A 17,067-nucleotide genomic window follows, 5' to 3' on the forward strand; every position below is an offset into this window, starting at 1 on the left:
GTCAGCCAAGCGCGGCGGCAGCCTCCATTTCGGATTTCAGCCCGCTGAGGAAGTAGCGCTTCAGGATCAACCTGGGCAGTAACCGCAGGGCCGTGTTGCGCAGGCCGAAGGCGAATGCCGAGGCGGGCACGTAGACGGGCGCAAGCCTGCGGCTGCGCTGCTGCAGGCTGTCGATCACGGGACGCAGCCGTCGGTCATGGGCCGCCAAGGCCTGTTCAATCGGCAGCCTGCCCAGTTCCTGGGCCAGTACGTAGGCGCTGGCCAAGGCCATTCCCGCTCCTTGCCCAGAAATAAGGGACAGGCTGTGCGCGGCATCGCCGACCAGCAGGACGCGGCCTCGGTGCCAACGGGGCATCTCGACCAAAGCCAGGTCATCCATGACGATGGGCGCGGCGGCGGTCAGCCTGTCCAACTGCCGTCCCACCTCGGCATGGCAGCCGCGCGCCAGATCCCGCAACAGGCCCAGGCGGCGTGGCGGCTCCACCCAACCGGTGTCGTGGCTGCGCCAAACGTGCAGGGCAGCCTTGCGGCCGCTGTCCAGGCCGTGGTACTCGACCTGGTGGCCCGGCGCGGCATAGGAGACGAAGTCGCGCGACATGCCGGTGTCGTCTTCGGTGTCATAGGCGGCGTAGCGGTATCCCAGCGGCGTCGGTGATGCCGCGTCGGCACCGAAGACCTGCGCGCGCAGCGCCGAGCGTACGCCATCGGCACCGATCAACAGGTCGGCGCGCAGCGAAGTACCGTCCGACAATGTCACGTCCACGCCTCCCGCGTTCTGGCTACAGCCCGCCACGGTGGTGGCCAGCCGGATTTCGGCGTGGTCCCGGATGGCGGCATGCAGCACCTGCACGAGATCGGTGCGGCGCAGGGTGATCCAGTCCAGTTCCCGCAGCAGCTCGCGATAGCGGATCCGCATGACTTCGCGGCCCCGGCGGTCGCGGTAGACGTTCTCGCCGATTTCGCGCTCCACGGCGCGCAGGGCGGGCACCAGCTCCATGCGGCGGGCGGTCAGCAGGCCGGGGCCGGACAGGCCCATCATGTAGCCGCCGTCACGCAGGTGCGGGGCGCGTTCGGCGATCATGGCGCGCCAGCCCTGCCGGGCCAGCCACCAGGCGCAGGCCAGTCCGGCGACGCCGGCGCCCGCGATGACCACGGTGCGTTCAGACATGTTCATTCTCCAGAAGATGAAAGCGGCGCGGCGCGCCGCATCAGGACGGAAAGGACAGGCAGGCCGGCCGCGCCCAGTGCGGCGGCGATGCCGAAGCAGGCGCCGTAGCCCAGGTGCTGCGCCAGCCAACCGGCGGCCACGCCGCCAACCATGGCGACCAGCGCATCGGCGCACTGGAACAGCGTGAAATCGACGCCGGCCTGGGCCGGCGACGCCAGGCCCATGAGAAAGGCGTACAGCGTGACGAAACCCGTGGCGGCGGTGGCTGCCTTGAACAGCGTCAGCGCCACCAGCCAGCCGGGGCTGGCGGCCGGCAGCCCCAGCCCGGGCGCGGCGACGCCGGCCACGAACAGGATCAGCGCGGCCGCCTGCAGGGCCATGGCCGCGACCACCGCGCGCGGCGCGCGCCAGCGTTGCAGCGCCAGCGCCCCCAGCAATGTGCCCGCCAGGCCCGCGACGACCGCGCCGGCGCCGTTGATCCAGCCCACCGAGGCCAGCGGCACGCCGCGGTCCAGCAACAGTGGCGAGGTCATGCCGGCGCCGAGCCGCGAACCGATCTGGAACACCACGGTGATGAGCAGGCCCAGCCGCACGCCGGACCGACCCAGCGCGTGCGGCAGGCTGGGCCGATGCGGTGGCGTATCGGTGGCGCGGGCCGGTTCGCGCAAGCCGGCGAACGGCAGGGTCAGCAGCAGGACCAGCAGGCCCATGGCGGCGGCCGCCACGCGCCAGCCATGGCTGCCCGCCAGCACCACGAACAGGCCGGCCCCGAGGAACATGCCCACGTAGCTGGAGCCGACCTGGGTGGCATTGCCCCAGCCGCGCCGGCGCGCCGCCAATTGCTCGACCGCGAAGGCGTCGCCGGCAATATCGACGGTGGCCGCGGTAAGCGAGATCAGGCCGAGCACGGCCAGCAGCGCGGGCAGCGTCGGTTGCCCCAGGACCGCCAGCAGGAACAGCAGGGCGGCCAGCAGCCACTGGCCGGGCAGCACGATGCGGCGGGTGCGGCGCCCCGCCTGCCCGTGGGGCAGCCGATAGCGCTCGATCCATGGCGCCCACAGGAATTTCAGGGCCCAGGGCAGGAAGGCCAGGTAGGCCAGGCCAACCTGGTCCAGCGGCGTGCCGCTGTCGCGCAGCAGCGTCGGCACGCCCTGGAAGGCGATGCCGCTGACCAGGCTCTGGACCATGCAGATGCCGCCAATGGCGGCGATGACCCGCGCGGTGGGCAGGCGCGCGAGGGAGGCGTTCGGCATCGCGTTGGGTCCCGGGTCAGTATTCGAAGGCGACGTTCAGGCCCACCGTGCGGCCGGGATCGACCTGCGCGTAGCTGCCGCGCGCGCCGCCGCCGAAGGCGTAGGTGCGATAGCGCCGATCGGTCAGGTTGTTGACGTACAGCGTGGCCTCGACCTGTGGCCGAATGCGCCACGCCAGGCTGAGATCGACCAGTGTGTAGGCGTCCTGGCGCAGGCTGTTGCCGATGTCGAAGAACTGCGCGCCGATCCGGCGCACGATCAGGGCCGGCGAGAGTCGCCCGACACCCGGGTCGAAATGGCCGCGGGCGCTGGCGTTCAGGCCATAGCCCGGCGAAAACGGCACGCGGTTGCCATCGCAGCCGGGGCAGACGGCGCGGCTGTGGAAGCTGCGGAACGTGGTGTGGTTGAGAAAGCCATCCAGCCCCAGCGTCCATTGCGAGGTCACGTCCCAGCTCAGGTCGAATTCGACGCCGGTGGAGCGCGTGTTGCCGACGTTCTCGATGTGCTGATAGCCGATCTGGTCGCTGACATAGAGCTGCGCGTCGCGGATGTCGGTGCGGTAAAGGGCGGCGCCCGCGCGCAACGCATCGCCGTCAAAGCGCGCGCCGGCTTCGTAGCTCACGCCACGTTCCTTGCCGAAGGGGCGCGCATCGGCGGGGTTGGACGGGGCCAGGTTGTAGCCGCCGGGTTTGTAAGCTTGCGCCGCGTTGACGTATGCGCGCCATTCGGGCGACAGGCGGTAGCCGGCGGACAGCTTGCCGAGCACCGTGTTGCCGGAGGCCGTGCCCGCGCCGCCGAAGGGGGCCTGACCGTAGGTCATGCCATTGAGCGTCGAGCCGTCGTAGCGGGTGGACGCCTTGTCGCGGGAATAGCGCAGGCCGGCCGACAGGTCGAGCGCGCGGGTGGCATGCCAGGTGGCGTCGCCGTAGACGGCGGTTGACTCGCTGGTGTTGCGGGAACCGGCCGAGAACGCGTCGAGCTGCATCCCGGGCATCTGCATCTGGCTGAGTGCGGAACGTGACTGCGTGACCCGCTGGCGGTACAGGCCCAGGACGCCGTCGACCGCACGCGTGCCGGTGGTGGACAGGCGCAGCTCCTGCACCTGCTGGCGCCAGCGCTCGGGTTGGCTGGTAAAGGTCGAGCCGAGCGAGAAGTGGCGGTCGTAGTGCAGGCGTTGCCAGGCGGCCACCGCATCCAGTCGCCAGCCGTCGAAATCGTAGCGGCCCGTCAGTGCCTGGCTTGCGCTGCAGCGCTTCTGGTAGGGATCGGCCAGCGTTGCGGGCATGTTCGGGGAAATCGCCGCTTGTCCGCTGCCAGGGGTATCGAAGGGCACGTAGACATCCTGGCTGCCGCGGGTGCATTCGCCGCTGACGGCCAATCCCAACTCCCAGGGGCTGCCGGCTGGCGCCAGCCGCAGGCGCGCCGTTCCCGCGTTGGCCGAGGTGCCGCCGATATGGCTGGCGCCGGTGACCGGGCTGTCGAGCCGGCCGGGGGCGTCGTTGACCGCGGCGGCCACCGAGCCATACAGCAGATTGTCGAGCAGCGGCCCGCCGCCGCTGGCCTTGAACAGGTAGCCATCGCGGCTGGCGACACCCGCGGTCGCGCGGAAATAAGGCGTGTCGTCCGGCTGTCGCGACACGATATTGAGCACGCCGCCCATGGCGCTTTTGCCGTACAGCGTGCCCTGCGGGCCTTTGAGCAGTTCCACGCGATCGACGTCGGTCAGCAATTGGGAGGCGAACGTGGGCAATTGCGGCACGCCGTCCACATACACCGTAAGCGCGGGGTTGTAGAAATCCTGCGCCGAGGTGATGCCGCGCACGGAAATGACGGGGAACAGGAACGATCCGCTGCCCGACATCTGCACGCCCGGCAGCACGCGCGACAACTGCAGGGTGTTGTCCACCTGCGCGGCGCGCAGGGTTTCGGCCGGCACCACGATGGCGGCGCCGTTGATATCCCGCAGCGCTTGTTCCTGTTTGCTGGCGGTGACGGTGATGGGAGCGAGCTCGCTGACGGATTGGGGCTGCGCGACGGCGGGAAGTGTCAGTGCGCAGAGCGCGGCCGTCAGCGCGGTGTGGCGGAAAGGGAGCGAAAGTGTCATGTCGTCGAAGCGGGTTTTCAGTAGAATCATTAATGAGAATTATTGTTATTTGTTCGGGCGCGGACTAACGCTTTCGGTGCCGCCACTATTCAATTCGGGGTCTAAATTTGGATTTCGCCACTGGCACGCGCGTGCAAACCGCCCACGGACCCGGGCACCATTGCGGCCATCCGCTCCTGCCGGCCGCGGTCATCCCGGCCGCCTGGGAGGCGCTGTCCCGCCTGGAAGCGTTCGACGAAGACCTGACCATGTCGGTCTGGAGCGGGGCGCCGGGCGTTGACCTGGATGTCGCCGCCGAAGGGCCGCCCATGTTCTGCATCGCGGTCTTCCTTGAGGGCCAGGCCTGCATGTCGATCGACGGCGGGGTGCCGCTGCGCGCCGGTCCCGGCATGGCGGTGGTGCAGACGGGCGAACGCGGGGCGCGCGGCCGTTTCCAGATGTCGGGCGGGCAGCTCGTCCGTCTGGTGGACATTCGTTATTCGCCCGCCGGGCTGCTGCGTGCCGGGGGCAGGCCGCTCGCGGCCTTGCGTGGCGCGTTCGTGCTGGATCACAGCGTGCCGACGGCCGGCTCGCTGATGGCGGGATTCCCGGCCCCGCCGGGCCTGTTACGGCTGGCCGCCGACGTGCTGGACTGCCGCCACGAAGACGCCACCGCGCGTCGCCTCTACATGCGCGCCAAGGCGCTCGAAGCCCTGGCCATCGTGCTGGAAACCATGAGCGGCGCGGCCGGCGAACCGCCGGTGGCGGCCCGCGAACGGCGCCAGTTGGCCCAGGCCCGGCGTCTGATCGAAGTCCGCTATGGCGAGGAATGGACGGTGCCGCGGCTGGCGCGCGAGGTCGGCCTGAGCGAGAAAAAGCTCAAAGCGGGCTTTCGCCAGGTGGCCGGCCGCTCGGTCCACGCCTACCTGAAGTCGGTCCGGCTGGAGGCCGCGGCGTCCATGCTGGAGGCCGGATACCGGGTCACCGACGCCGCGTTGGCCACCGGATTCGCCAACCTGAGCCATTTCAGCAAGAGCTTTCGCCAGGCCAAAGGAGTCGCCCCCCGGCACTGGCTTGACCGCCCCGGCGCCCGGCTGCGCTAAAATCAAGTTATCCACAGCAATCCGGGCCTGGTACTGCCCTCATAAGTATCGAAACCAGAATGCGCCACCTGGCCTGCAAGGCAGGGTGCTGATTGCCTGCGATGCGCTTGCGCCTCGCGGTGGTTCGCACGTGGCCGCGCGAGCGTGGCGCGCGTTCTGGTTGTCCTGATGCATATGCAGTGCAGTGCTCGCAGCACTCTCGTTTTGTTCTTTTTTTACTGGTCCCGGTATCTGCCAAACCCTGATGACTGAATCCACTCAATCCGCAGCACCCGCCGCCGCGCCCGCGCCGACGCCCACGTTTTCCGATTTCGGGCTGCATCCCCTGCTGTTGCAATCGATCGCCGAAACCGGCTATACCACGCCCACCCCGATCCAGGCGCAAGCCATTCCCGTCGTGGTCGAAGGGCGTGATGTCATGGGCGCGGCCCAGACCGGCACCGGCAAGACCGCGGCGTTCACGCTGCCGATCCTGCACCGCCTGATGCCGCTGGCCAATACCAGCGCCTCGCCCGCGCGCCATCCGGTGCGCGCGCTGATCCTGACGCCGACGCGCGAGCTGGCCGACCAGGTCTACGAAAGCGTCAAGCGCTACAGCAAGCAGACGCCGCTGCGTTCCGCCGTGGTGTTCGGCGGCGTCGACATCGGGCCGCAGAAGGAAGCGCTGCGCCGTGGTTGCGAAGTGCTGGTGGCCACGCCCGGCCGCCTGCTCGACCACGTCGAGCAGAAGAACGTCAATCTGAGCCAGGTCGGCATCCTGGTGCTGGACGAAGCCGACCGCATGCTGGACATGGGCTTCCTGCCCGATCTCGAACGCATCATCCGGCTGCTGCCCGCGCAGCGCCAGGGCCTGCTGTTCTCGGCCACCTTCAGCAACGAGATCCGCAAGCTGGGCCGTTCCTACCTGAATCACCCGGTGGAAATCGAAGTCGCGGCGCGCAATGCCACGGCCAACACCATCACGCAGATCGCCTACAAGATGAGCGGCGACCAGAAACGCGCCGCGGTGGTGCACCTGGTGAAGTCGCGGGGCCTCAAGCAGGTCATCGTGTTCTCGAACACCAAGATCGGCACGGCGCGCCTGGCGCGCGAACTCGAGCGCGACGGCGTCAAGGCCGAATCTATCCACGGCGACAAGACCCAGGCCGACCGCATGAAGGCGCTCGAGGCCTTCAAGGCCGGCGAACTCGAAGTGCTGGTGGCCACCGACGTGGCCGCGCGCGGCCTCGACGTCGCCGGCGTGCCTTGCGTCATCAACTACGACCTGCCGTACAACGCCGAAGACTACGTGCACCGCATCGGCCGTACTGGCCGCGCCGGCGCCACGGGCGAAGCCATCGCCCTGTTCACCGCCGACGAAGAACGCTTCCTGCTCGACATCGAAAAGTTGATCAAGCGCGAAGTGCCGCGCGGCACGCTCGACGTGCCGGCCGAACTGGTCGCGCGCAGCCATGGCCGCCGCGAGGAACGCGGTTCATCGTCGCGCGAAGGCGGCCGTGAACGTAGCCGCTCTTCCGAGCGCCGCTCGGGCGGCGGCGCTTCGCGCCAGCCGGTGGACGACTTCTTCCTCAAGCCCTACGAACCGTCGGCTCCGTCGGCGCCGGCCGAGGAACAGGCGCCGCGCCAGAATGGCAATTCGTCCGCGCCCAAGCGCCAGCTTGCCGTGTTGCTGGGTGGCAGCCGCAAGTAGGGCGACGATCGCCGCCCCGGCGTCGCGGCCGCGCTGCGCGCCCAACGGAAAAGCGCCCTGGCAGGGCGCTTTTTTCATATGTGCGGATTCAGGCGGCGAGCAGCCGTGGCAGGTCGGGCAACGGTGCGGTGACCGGCGCGCTGTGTTCGTCCAGGCTTTCCAGCAGCCGCTCGAGATGGCCGATATGGGGCAGCATGGGGCCGTAGAAGACCACGCGCCCGCCGACCTGGACCAGCAGGGTGGGGAAGTTCTCGACGTCGACCTCGCCCAGCAGTTCGGCGTGGTCTTCGATGTCGATCCAGGCGAAGACGTGGTGCGGCAGGGTACTGGACAGGGCCCGCAGCTTGGGTTTGTATTCTTCGCAGGTGTCGCACCAGGCGGCGCAGAAGCACGCCACCAGCCAGGCCTTGGGCGAGGCCGCCAGTTGGGCGCGCAGGGCGGTGAGATCGGAGCCGGGAACCAGTAATGTCATACGAGCGCGGGAAAGCGTGTTTGACTATCATACCCGGGATGATCACCTTCCATTGTTCCCGCCATGCCTGTCCTGCGCCCTGATACCGAGATGCCCGGCGCCAGCCGCTACACCCGCAGCATGGCGGGTGTGGCACAGGCCTTCAAGCGCGCGCTGGTGTCGCAGTGCCACCCGACCATGCTGTTCGCGCTGCTGCTGCCCTTCCTGATCGCGCTGGTCGGCGCGCTGCTGTTGTTCTGGCTGTTCTGGACGCCCCTGACCGACTGGCTCGCCGCCCAGGCCTCGCACTGGGACTTCATCAACCGCACCGACGAATGGCTGCTGGCGATGGGGCTGTTCTCGCTCAAGCTCTATCTGGTGCCGCTGGTCGCCGTGTCGATCCTGCTGCCGCTGTCGGGCGTGCTGGGCCTGGCGATCGCCGCGGTGTTCGTCATGCCGCTGGTGCTGCGCCACGTCAGCCAGCGCGAATACGCCGGTCTCAGCCGGCAGGGCAAGCTGGCCACCACCGTCAGCGTCTGGAACGCGGTATGGGTGTCGGGCGCGTTCGTGCTCGGCTGGCTGTTCACCATGCCGTTGTGGCTGGTGCCGCCGATGGCCCTGGTGCTGCCGGTCTTCTGGTGGACCTTCGCCTTCTCGCGCATGATGCGGGTCGACGCCATCGTCGAGCATGCCAGCCCGGCCGAGCGCAAACTCATCCTCGAACGCAACAATGGCGGCTTCTGGATCATCGGGTTGATCTGCGCGCTGCTCAACCTGCTGCCGCCGGCCTGGATCATCCTGCCGGTGTTCTCGGCGCTGGTCTATGCCCACTACGGACTGGACGCGGTGCAACGGCTGCGTCAGGATCGCACCATCGACATCGCCTGACGCGGCGTCGTCCCGCCTCCCTCAACCGCCACTCTCTGGAACCGGACATGGCAGCAGAACCCGCCTCCCGCCGCATCGGCCTCATCATCGTCGGTGACGAAATCCTTTCGGGCCGCCGGCAGGACAAACACTTTTCCAAGGTCGTGGAACTGCTCGGCGCGCGCGGCATGCAGTTGGGCTGGGCGGAATTCCTGCCGGACGACCGCGATACCCTGGTGGCGGCCTATCGCCGCAGCTTCGCCACCGGGGATGTGGTGTTCTCGTGCGGCGGCATCGGCGGGACGCCCGACGACCATACCCGCCAGGCCGCCGCCGCCGCGCTCGATCTGCCACTGGCCCTGCATCCCGAGGCCGAACAGGCCATCGCGCTGCGCACCGCTGAAATGGCGGCCAAGGGGCAGGGCACGGCCGACATGAGCGCGCCCGAGAACCAGCAGCGGCTGCAGATGGGCGTGTTCCCGGAGGGCTGCGAGATCGTGCCCAACCCCTACAACCGCATTCCGGGCTTTTTCATCCGTGACCACACCTTCGTGCCGGGCTTCCCGGTGATGGCGTGGCCGATGCTGGAATGGACGCTCGACACGCGCTATCGTGCGTTGCAACATACGCGCCGCCACGCCGAGCATTCCTTCCTGGTGTTCAGCATGCCGGAATCCCGCATCACGCCGGCCATGCAGACGGTGGAAACACGCTGGCCCGGCGTGCGCGCCTTCAGTCTGCCCAGCGTCGGCGAAGCCGGCGGCACGCCGCACATCGACCTGGGCGTGAAGGGCGAGCCCGAGGCGGCCGCCGAGGCATTGGCGTTTCTGCGAGCCGAAGTGTTGCGCCTGGGCGGCAAGCTGGCGCCGCCCGCGGCCTGAGGACAGATGCCGGCCGAATCGGGGAGTGTCCCCAATAGGCCGGCCAAAAAACGGTTGCCAAATGGCTCCGTAAATTTCACAATACGGGAAAGAACTGTTTGCTGCGTTGCCGCAAGTTTGCTCTTCCGGTGGCGCGGCGCGAGCCCTTTCCCCGCCTATGTCCCGCCCTTCCTCCACTCGCAACGCCCTGGATGCCGAAACCGACGGCGCCTCGGGCAGTCCCATCGCCATCCAGGTCATCGAGCGCGCCATGCGCCTGCTCGACGCGCTGGCCGCGCAGCCCGATCCCGTCACGCTCAAGGAACTGTCCGCGACCACCGGCCTGCACGCCTCCACCGCGCACCGCATCCTGAACGACCTGGTGGTGGGGCGCTACGTCGAGCGGGTGGACAACGGCCTGTATCAGCTGGGCATGCGTTTGCTTGAACTGGGCTCGCTGGTCAAGGGACGACTCAACGTGCGCGAGGCGGCCATCGCCGCCATGCGGTCGCTGCACAAGCTGACCGGGCAGACCGTCAACCTGTCGGTGCAGCAGGGCGACGAGATCGTCTATATCGACCGCGCCTGGAGCGAGCGTTCCGGCATGCAGGTGGTGCGCGCCATTGGCGGGCGGGCGCCGCTGCACCTGACCTCCACCGGCAAGCTGTTCCTGTCCACCGCCGACACCCGCCAGGTGCGCGCCTATGCGCTCCGTACCGGCCTGGCCGGCCACACCCGCAATAGCCTGACCGACCTGGAGCGCCTCGAACGCGAGCTGGCGCTGGTGCGCCGCCATGGCTATGCGCGCGACAACGAGGAACTGGAACTGGGCGTGCGTTGCATCGCCGCGGGCATTTTCGATGACACCGGCAAGCTGGTGGCCGGGCTGTCGATCTCGGCGCCGGCCGAACGGCTGCAGGACGACTGGATCAAGGCGCTGGTCGATACCGCCGCCAGCATTTCCGAGGCGCTGGGCTACGAGCCCTCGGTGTCCAGCGGCTTCAATGGCCTGGGCATGGCGGCCGAGGCGATGCGCACCTGATACGCCTGCCGCATCCCCCAACGAAAAAGCCCCGCGGTTTCAGCAACCGAGGGGCTTTTTCACTGCCGGGGACAGGATGTCCACCAGGCGTGATAGGCAGCGCAGGCCCCGCCTGGCGGGGCTCCTGGCTTACTGCTGTTCGACGCCGGCCTTCTTGAACAGCTCGGCCCATTGCGGGACCTGCTGCTTGACCTTGGCCTCCAGCGCCTGCGGGTTGGCTTCCTTGGTCAGCACCGTCGCGCCCAGTTGCTTCATGCGCTCCTGGAACTTGGGGTCGGCCAGGCCGGCCTGCAGGCTCTTGACGAGCTTGTCGACCACCGGCTTGGGCGTGCCCTTCGGCACCCACATGCCATGCCAGATACCCACTTCGAAGCCCTTGAAGCCGGACTCGTCCATGGTGGGCAGCTTGGGCAGGGTGGGCACGCGCTGCAGGCTGGTGACGGCGTAGGCTTTGACCTTGCCGCCGTCGATCTGCTGCGTGGTGTTGGTGGTCTGGTCGCACAGCAGGTCCACCTGCTTGCCCAGCAGGTCGTTCATGGCCGGCGCCGTGCCCTTGTACGGGATGGTCAGCAGTTGCACGCCCAGGGCCTCGACCAGCATGGTGCCGCACAGGTGGCTGGCGGCGCCGATGCCGGCATTGGCCAGCGAGACCTTGTCCTTGTTCTTTTTGACGTAGTCGGCCAGTTCCTGGATGGTGTTGGGCGGGAAGTCCGAGCGCGCGATGATGGTCATCGGCACGTCGACCACCAGGCCGATGGGCTCGAAGCTCTTGTAGGGGTCGTACCCCGGATTCTTGTACAGCGAGGGCGCGGTCGAGAAGCCGGCGTGCATCAGCAGCACGGAATAGCCGTCCGGCTGCGAGCGGGCGACCTGCGTGGTGCCGATCGTGCCACCCGCGCCACCCTTGTTTTCGACCACGACAGTCTGGCCCAGGGATTGCCGCATGGCTTCAGCCAGCGAACGCGCGACGTTGTCCGTCGGGCCGCCTGCGGCGAAAGGCACCACCATGTTGATGGGGCGTTCCGGATATTCCGCGTGGGCGGCGCCGGCCGCGAGCATGGCGCTGGCCGCGAGCAGGGCCGAAAGCGTGCGGGGGATGAGGGTCATGAAGTCTCCAATTGCAGGGTTTTGCTTGCTGCGATGTGTTTTTGACCGCTGACTTATCGTTTGTGTTTGTCTGTCATCAGCGTGCAAGCAGTGTAGAAAAGAATTGATACGCCGTCATGTCCGGTATTTCCCGAATCATGGGAAATCCTTGTGCTGGATCAAATCGGCACCGGCGCCTGCACTGTTAATGTGCAAATAGTTGTTGCGTTGCACCAATATTGCTTGACAAGGTTTTTTTGGCCCGTAGAATGTCAATTGTGCAGTGCATCAAACGGGCCGGCGGTAGCTTGTAGTACCAGTTTCCGCGCACGTTCCTTATTTCGTCGCAGACACCATCCTTACCTGCCGGACAGCCTCCGGCTACCCTAAAAGGAGCAATTCTATGAGCGCTATCCCGCAACAAGTCCTGGACCGTCAAAAAGCCAGCATCAACACTTTCGTGGCCGCCCAGTCGGCCGTGTTCGCCGGCTTCGAAAAGCTGGTCGAACTGAACCTGAAGGTCGTGCGCGCCACCCTGGACGAAGTCGCCCAGAAGTCGCAGCAAGCCGCCGACGTCAAGGACCCGCAGGAAGCCGCGGCGTTCGCCTCGGGCCTGCTGCAACCGGGCGCCGAAAAGGCCCTGGCCTACACCAAGCACGTGTATGACATCGTCGCTGGCGTGCAGGGCAACCTGGTCAAGCTGACCGAAGAACAGATCGCCGAAGGCCAGCAGCAGCTGACCGACGCCGTCGAGCAGTTCTCCAAGAACGCCCCCACGGGTTCGGAAAGCGCCGTCGCCCTGATCAAGTCCTCGCTGGCCACCGCCAACAGCGCCTACGATTCGCTGACCAAGGCCGCCAAGCAGGCCGCCGAAGTCGCCGAGTCGAACCTGAACGCCGCCGCCAACGCGACCTTCAAGGCCGCGACGGACGCCGCCGACGCCGCCACCAAGGTCGCCAGCCGCAGCCGCCGCAGCGCCTAAGTATTTGGCGCAGCGGTGCTGCGCAAATTGCAGTTATGTAGTACTGTTGAGTGACAGAGCAGAGCTGGAATTAGGGCCACCCCTCGGGGTGGCCTCTTTTTTTGCCTGTCGTCCGCTTGCCGTAGTTGGCGCGCAAGGCTGCCGTTCAGCGGCGGACGGCCCGCACGCACTCGCCCACCAGGGCGGGGCCGCGATAGATCAGTCCCGTATAGAGCTGCACGGCATCGGCGCCGGCCTGCATTTTCTCGCGTGCCTGCTGCCCCGACAGCACCCCGCCCACGCCGATGATCGCCAGGCTGTCGCCCAGGCGCTCCTTCAGGCGCCGGATCACCGCCAGCGACAGTTCATGCACCGGCGCGCCGGACAGCCCGCCCGCTTCCTCGGCGTGCGCCATGCCATTGACCGCGTCGCGCGACAGCGTGGTGTTGGTGGCGATGACGCCATCGATGCCGTGGCGGGGCAGGGTGTCGGCAATGGCGTCGATCTGCTCGACCGTCAGGTCGGGGGCGATTTTCACCGCCATCGGCACGCGCCGCTGGTGTTGGTCTTCAAGCGCGCGGCGCTTGTCCGCCAATTGCCCCAGCAATGCCGAGAGTTCGTCCCCGCCTTGCAGTGCCCGCAGGTTCTTGGTGTTGGGCGACGAAATGTTCACCGTCACGTAATCGGCATGCGGGTACACGCCCGCCAGCCCGATCAGGTAGTCGTCTGCCGCGCGCTCGATCGGCGTGTCGGCGTTCTTGCCGATGTTCAGGCCGAGGATGCCGCCCTGCTTGCGCCATTGGCTGCGCTGCACGTTGGCCAGGAATGCGTCCAGGCCCTGGTTGTTGAACCCCAGGCGATTGATCAGCGCATTGGCGCGTGGCAGCCGGAACATGCGCGGCTTGGGATTGCCGGGTTGCGCGCGCGGGGTCACGGTGCCCACTTCGATGAAACCGAACCCCAGGTTGCCCAGGGCGTCGATATACGCGCCATTCTTGTCCAGGCCGGCCGCCAGTCCGATGGGGTTGGCCAGATGCATGCCCATCAGCGTGCATGGCGCCTTGGGCTGCGCATGCAGGAGCTTGCGCGTGGCGCCGCATTCATAGGCCCGTTGCAGCCCCGACAGGGTGACTTCGTGGGCGGTTTCCGCGTCCATGGCGAACAGCGCCGGGCGGGCCAGGGGATAGGCGTGGAAGAGGATCGACATGGAGCGGGATTGTAGAACGTCTTTGGGCGCGCCCGCCGCCCCGGGTCAGGCGGCGCGATCGTCGGCGCCGCCGGCCGGCGCCGGAGGCTCGCCCCAGGCGCCGTCGATCAGGTACTGGGCGGGATGGAAGCTTGCCTTGTAGGACATCTTGCGGCTGTCCTCGATCCAGTAGCCCAGGTAGAGCCAGGGCAGGTTGAGGGTGCGGCACTGCTCGATCTGCCACAGGATGCTGTAGGTGCCCAGGCTGCCAGGCACGTCGGGGTCGTAGAAGGTGTAGACGGACGACAGGCCGTCGTCCAGCACGTCGATGATCGACACCATCATCAGCACGCCGCCCGGGTCACGGAATTCGACCAGGCGGGTATTGACGCGGCTGGTCAGCAGGAACTGCGCGTACTGGGTGCGACTGTCCTCGTCCATGCCGCCGCCTGGGTGGCGGCCTTGCTGGTAGCGGGTATAGAGACGGTAGTGTTCGGGCGACCAGGCCAGCTCCGCCACGAACGACTGCAGGTCGCGGTGGTCGCGCCAGGCCCGGCGCTGGCTCCGGTTTGGCGCGAAGCCGGCGGTATCGACCCGCACCGGCACACAGGCGTGACAGTTGTCGCAATGCGGGCGATAGGTGAACAGGCCGCTGCGGCGAAAGCCCTGCTCGACCAGTTGCGAATAAGTGCCGGCATTGATCAGGTGGCCGGGCGCGGCGACCTGCGACCGGGCCTGGCGTCCTGGCAGGTAGCTGCAAGGGTAGGGCGCGGTCGCGTAGAACTGCAGCGTGGAGAAAGGTAATTCTTTTAGCTGGCTCATTTGGAATCCCGGTGTCCGGCGCCAAGTCCGTGACGGGGACGACTACATAGTAACGCCTAACCCGCGATCCGATGTGGCCAGGGGACGCATGAACGCCGCGGCCATGGCGGCGCCCGTCGTGCCGCGGCTAGCCTGCCGAGGCCGCGAACGGAATCAGCCGCCCGGTGCTGTCCAGCCTGCCGGGCGCCCAGGCGATGGCGGGCCGCGAGGTCGCCGCGCGGATGTGCGCCAGGAAGCGCGAGCGCGGGATCGGCCGGGCGCCCAGGCTGGCCAGGTGCCGTGTCTGCTGCTGGCAGTCGATCCACTGCACCCCCTGGGCGCTGACATAGCGCACCAGGTAGGCCAGCGCGATCTTGGAGGCGTTGGGCGCGCGCGTGAACATCGATTCGCCGAAGAACATGCGCCCCAGGCTGATGCCGTACAAGCCGCCCGCCAGTTCGCCGTCGATCCAGGTTTCGACGCTATGGACGTAGCCGGCTTCGTGCCAGGCGCGGTATGCCTGGCGCATGGCGGCGGTGATCCAGGTGCCCGGCTGGCCCTCGCGGGGCGCGGCGCATTCGGCCATGACGGTGGCGAAGGCGGTGTCCACCCGTACCTCGATGCGCGGCGCGGCCTCGTGTTCGTGGCTGGCGACCTGGCGCAGCAGCTTGCGCAGCGAGTGCGAGGGGGCGAAGTCCTGGCAGGCCAGCACCATGCGCGGGTCGGGGCTCCACCAGAGGATCGGCTCGCCCTCGGAATACCACGGGAAAATGCCGTTGGAATAGGCCTGGACGAGGCGATCGATGGACAGGTCCGCGCCAGCCGCCAGCAGCCCGTCCGGATCCGTCAGGGCGAATTCGGCTGGCGGGAACGGCGTGTCTGCGGCGAGCCAGGGCAGCTTCAACGGTGCGATTCTAAGGTGTAGTGGTGAGGGCCGAACGTGCCGCGCTTGCGGTCCTCGAAGTAGCGTTGCAGCGTGGTCGCCACGGTGCGGAACGCCAGGTCGTCCCAGGGAATGTCGGCCTCGTCGTAGAAGCGGGCTTCCAGGCTCTCGGGGCCGGGATCCAGCTCGGGGCCGAGGACTTCGGCCAGGTAGAAGACGTGCACCTGTTCGATCTGCGGCACGTCGATGATGGTGTAGATGTCGCCCAGGCGGATACGGGCGCCGGATTCCTCCAGCGTTTCGCGGCCGGCGCCCTGCGCGGTGCTTTCGCCCAGTTCCATGAAGCCGGCCGGCAGCGTCCAGGTGTTGTAGCGCGGCTCGATCGCGCGGCGGCACAGCAGCACGCGGTTGTCCAGCACAGGCACCGTGCCGACCACCAGGCGCGGATTCTGGTAGTGGATGGCGCCACAGTGGTCGCAGATGTCACGTTCGCGGTTGTCGCCCTCGGGCACCCGGCGGTTCACGGGCGAGCCGCATTGGCTGCAGAAATTCGCACGGCGCGGCGCGGGGAAATATTCGAGGGGCGATTTGGCGGTCATGGATACGATTCTAACGGCTGCGGCGCCGGCTGGCGCGCCGCGCGGGCGGAGTCGGCGCGTTGCCACCGAAGCGCGTTTCCAGGTGTTCGACGAAGGAACGCACCTTGGGCGACAGGAAGCGGCGATGGGGATAGGCCGCGTACATGGAAATCGGGGTGTGGACATAGTCCTGCAGCAGGGCGACGAGGCGGCCGGCGCGCACGTCATCGCCCACCAGGAATTCCGGTTGCAGGATCACGCCGTGCCCGGCCAGCGCCGCGGTGCGCAGCACGTCGCCGTTGTTGGCGCGCAAGGCCGCGTTGACCCGCACCAGGTGGCTGACGCCGTCCTTCTCGAAATGCCATTCGTTGCCGGTGCTGGCGTAGGCATAGTGCAGGCAGCGGTGCTGTTTCAGGTCTTCGGGGACGAGGGGCACGCCATGGCTTTCCAGGTAGGCCGGCGCGGCGCACACCAACAGTTGCTGCGGGGCCAGCGGCCGCGCCACCAGGGATGAATCCTGCAGCGGGCCGATGCGCACCGCGACGTCATAGCCGTCCTCGACCAGATCGACCACGCGGTCGTTCAGGTCCAGGTCGATCACCACGTCCGGATAGCGCAGCAGATATTCCGCGATGGCGGGGCCCAGGTGCAGGATGCCGAACGATACCGGGGCGCTGATGCGCAGGCGGCCGCTCGGAGCCTGGCCTTCGGCCTGCAGCGACAACTCCAGGTCGGTCACTTCGGCCAATATCGGCCGCACGCGCTCGTAGAAGGCGCGGCCGGCGTCGGTCATGCTGAGCTTGCGGGTGGTGCGATTGAGCAGGCGCACGCCGTACTTCTCTTCCAGGAAGGCGATCTGCCGGGTCACCACCGAGCGCGCCTGGCCCATCTTGTCGGCGGCCGCCGCGAAGGAGCCCAGTTCGACGACCCGGACATAGGTCTGCATGGCGGTATGGGTGTCCATGATTGTTTCCTAATGGGGAACAATAAGTTGCGATTTTGCATGTTTATCTTTGTTTTTGGAATCGCAAGAATAGCGGCCATCAAGAATCTTC

16 protein-coding genes are annotated in these 17,067 nt (G+C 67.6%); 6 read left to right on the forward strand and 10 right to left on the reverse strand.

Annotated elements, in window-relative coordinates; genetic code table 11:
- Position 1 precedes the first annotated feature (1 nt).
- The 3 genes from ACUTAG_RS19970 to ACUTAG_RS19980 are packed head-to-tail and all read right to left on the reverse strand — an operon-like array spanning position 2 to position 4,555.
- Positions 2-1,168 carry an FAD-dependent monooxygenase gene (locus ACUTAG_RS19970; RefSeq protein WP_262352297.1) on the reverse strand — a complete coding sequence of 389 codons (1,167 nt, stop codon included), beginning with the start codon at positions 1,166-1,168 and terminating at the stop codon, positions 2-4.
- Between the two features lie 2 nt (positions 1,169-1,170).
- Positions 1,171-2,421 (reverse strand): MFS transporter, encoded by a 1,251-nt coding sequence (locus tag ACUTAG_RS19975; RefSeq protein WP_035199570.1) that lies wholly within the window; start codon positions 2,419-2,421, stop codon positions 1,171-1,173.
- Between the two features lie 16 nt (positions 2,422-2,437).
- Positions 2,438-4,555, reverse strand: coding sequence for a TonB-dependent receptor (locus ACUTAG_RS19980; RefSeq protein ID WP_262352296.1), 2,118 nt, complete (start codon positions 4,553-4,555; stop codon positions 2,438-2,440).
- Positions 4,556-4,656: 101 nt separating this feature from the next.
- Between ACUTAG_RS19980 and ACUTAG_RS19985 the strand changes: the two genes are divergently transcribed.
- Together ACUTAG_RS19985 and ACUTAG_RS19990 are read left to right on the forward strand one after the other, a co-directional pair.
- Positions 4,657-5,607, forward strand: a complete 951-nt coding sequence (locus tag ACUTAG_RS19985) for a helix-turn-helix transcriptional regulator (RefSeq protein WP_006389015.1) — start codon at positions 4,657-4,659, stop codon at positions 5,605-5,607.
- A gap of 244 nt (positions 5,608-5,851) precedes the next feature.
- Positions 5,852-7,297 (forward strand): DEAD/DEAH box helicase, encoded by a 1,446-nt coding sequence (locus ACUTAG_RS19990; protein ID WP_109442167.1) that lies wholly within the window; start codon positions 5,852-5,854, stop codon positions 7,295-7,297.
- A gap of 88 nt (positions 7,298-7,385) precedes the next feature.
- On the opposite strand, the gene ACUTAG_RS19995 is transcribed toward ACUTAG_RS19990, so the two are convergent.
- Positions 7,386-7,769 (reverse strand): thioredoxin family protein, encoded by a 384-nt coding sequence (locus ACUTAG_RS19995; RefSeq protein WP_006389017.1) that lies wholly within the window; start codon positions 7,767-7,769, stop codon positions 7,386-7,388.
- 63 nt (positions 7,770-7,832) lie between these two features.
- On the opposite strand from ACUTAG_RS19995, the gene ACUTAG_RS20000 reads away from it, so the two are divergent.
- From ACUTAG_RS20000 to ACUTAG_RS20010, 3 genes are all read left to right on the forward strand, one after another.
- Positions 7,833-8,636 carry an EI24 domain-containing protein gene (locus tag ACUTAG_RS20000; RefSeq protein WP_148319086.1) on the forward strand — a complete coding sequence of 268 codons (804 nt, stop codon included), beginning with the start codon at positions 7,833-7,835 and terminating at the stop codon, positions 8,634-8,636.
- A 47-nt stretch (positions 8,637-8,683) separates the two neighbouring features.
- Positions 8,684-9,496 carry a competence/damage-inducible protein A gene (locus ACUTAG_RS20005; RefSeq protein WP_047992545.1) on the forward strand — a complete coding sequence of 271 codons (813 nt, stop codon included), beginning with the start codon at positions 8,684-8,686 and terminating at the stop codon, positions 9,494-9,496.
- Between the two features lie 157 nt (positions 9,497-9,653).
- Positions 9,654-10,517, forward strand: coding sequence for an IclR family transcriptional regulator (locus tag ACUTAG_RS20010; protein WP_006389020.1), 864 nt, complete (start codon positions 9,654-9,656; stop codon positions 10,515-10,517).
- Between the two features lie 129 nt (positions 10,518-10,646).
- Here the strand turns inward: ACUTAG_RS20010 and ACUTAG_RS20015 are convergent, their stop codons facing one another.
- Complete coding sequence (locus ACUTAG_RS20015; RefSeq protein ID WP_006389021.1) at positions 10,647-11,624, reverse strand: tripartite tricarboxylate transporter substrate binding protein BugD; 978 nt, start codon at positions 11,622-11,624, stop codon at positions 10,647-10,649.
- 382 nt (positions 11,625-12,006) lie between these two features.
- Here ACUTAG_RS20015 and phaP point away from each other — a divergent pair, with 382 nt between their 5' ends.
- Positions 12,007-12,585: a TIGR01841 family phasin gene (phaP, locus tag ACUTAG_RS20020; protein WP_006389022.1), complete on the forward strand. Its 579-nt coding sequence runs from the start codon at positions 12,007-12,009 to the stop codon at positions 12,583-12,585.
- A gap of 145 nt (positions 12,586-12,730) precedes the next feature.
- Here phaP and ACUTAG_RS20025 read toward each other — a convergent pair whose 3' ends face one another.
- The 5 genes from ACUTAG_RS20025 to ACUTAG_RS20045 all read right to left on the reverse strand — a co-directional run bounded on the left by ACUTAG_RS20025 (position 12,731) and on the right by ACUTAG_RS20045 (position 16,976).
- Entirely contained in the window at positions 12,731-13,771 is a 1,041-nt protein-coding gene (locus ACUTAG_RS20025; protein WP_006389023.1) for a quinone-dependent dihydroorotate dehydrogenase, read from the reverse strand.
- Between the two features lie 45 nt (positions 13,772-13,816).
- Positions 13,817-14,572, reverse strand: a complete 756-nt coding sequence (locus ACUTAG_RS20030) for an arginyltransferase (protein WP_020924968.1) — start codon at positions 14,570-14,572, stop codon at positions 13,817-13,819.
- Positions 14,573-14,699: 127 nt separating this feature from the next.
- On the reverse strand, positions 14,700-15,455 hold the full coding sequence (gene aat, locus ACUTAG_RS20035) for a leucyl/phenylalanyl-tRNA--protein transferase (RefSeq protein ID WP_006389025.1): 756 nt from the start codon (positions 15,453-15,455) through the stop codon (positions 14,700-14,702).
- A complete protein-coding gene (locus ACUTAG_RS20040; RefSeq protein WP_006389026.1) occupies positions 15,452-16,033 on the reverse strand; it encodes an NUDIX hydrolase in 582 nt (193 codons plus the stop codon). Before ACUTAG_RS20040 ends, aat begins: the two co-directional genes overlap by 4 nt.
- 10 nt (positions 16,034-16,043) lie before the next feature.
- The gene (locus ACUTAG_RS20045; RefSeq protein WP_020924967.1) at positions 16,044-16,976 is read right to left on the reverse strand and encodes a LysR family transcriptional regulator; all 933 of its coding nucleotides are present in this window, start codon (positions 16,974-16,976) and stop codon (positions 16,044-16,046) included.
- Between the last annotated feature and the right edge of the window lie 91 nt (positions 16,977-17,067).

Source organism: Achromobacter sp. CSND-B12 (genome assembly GCF_052906545.1).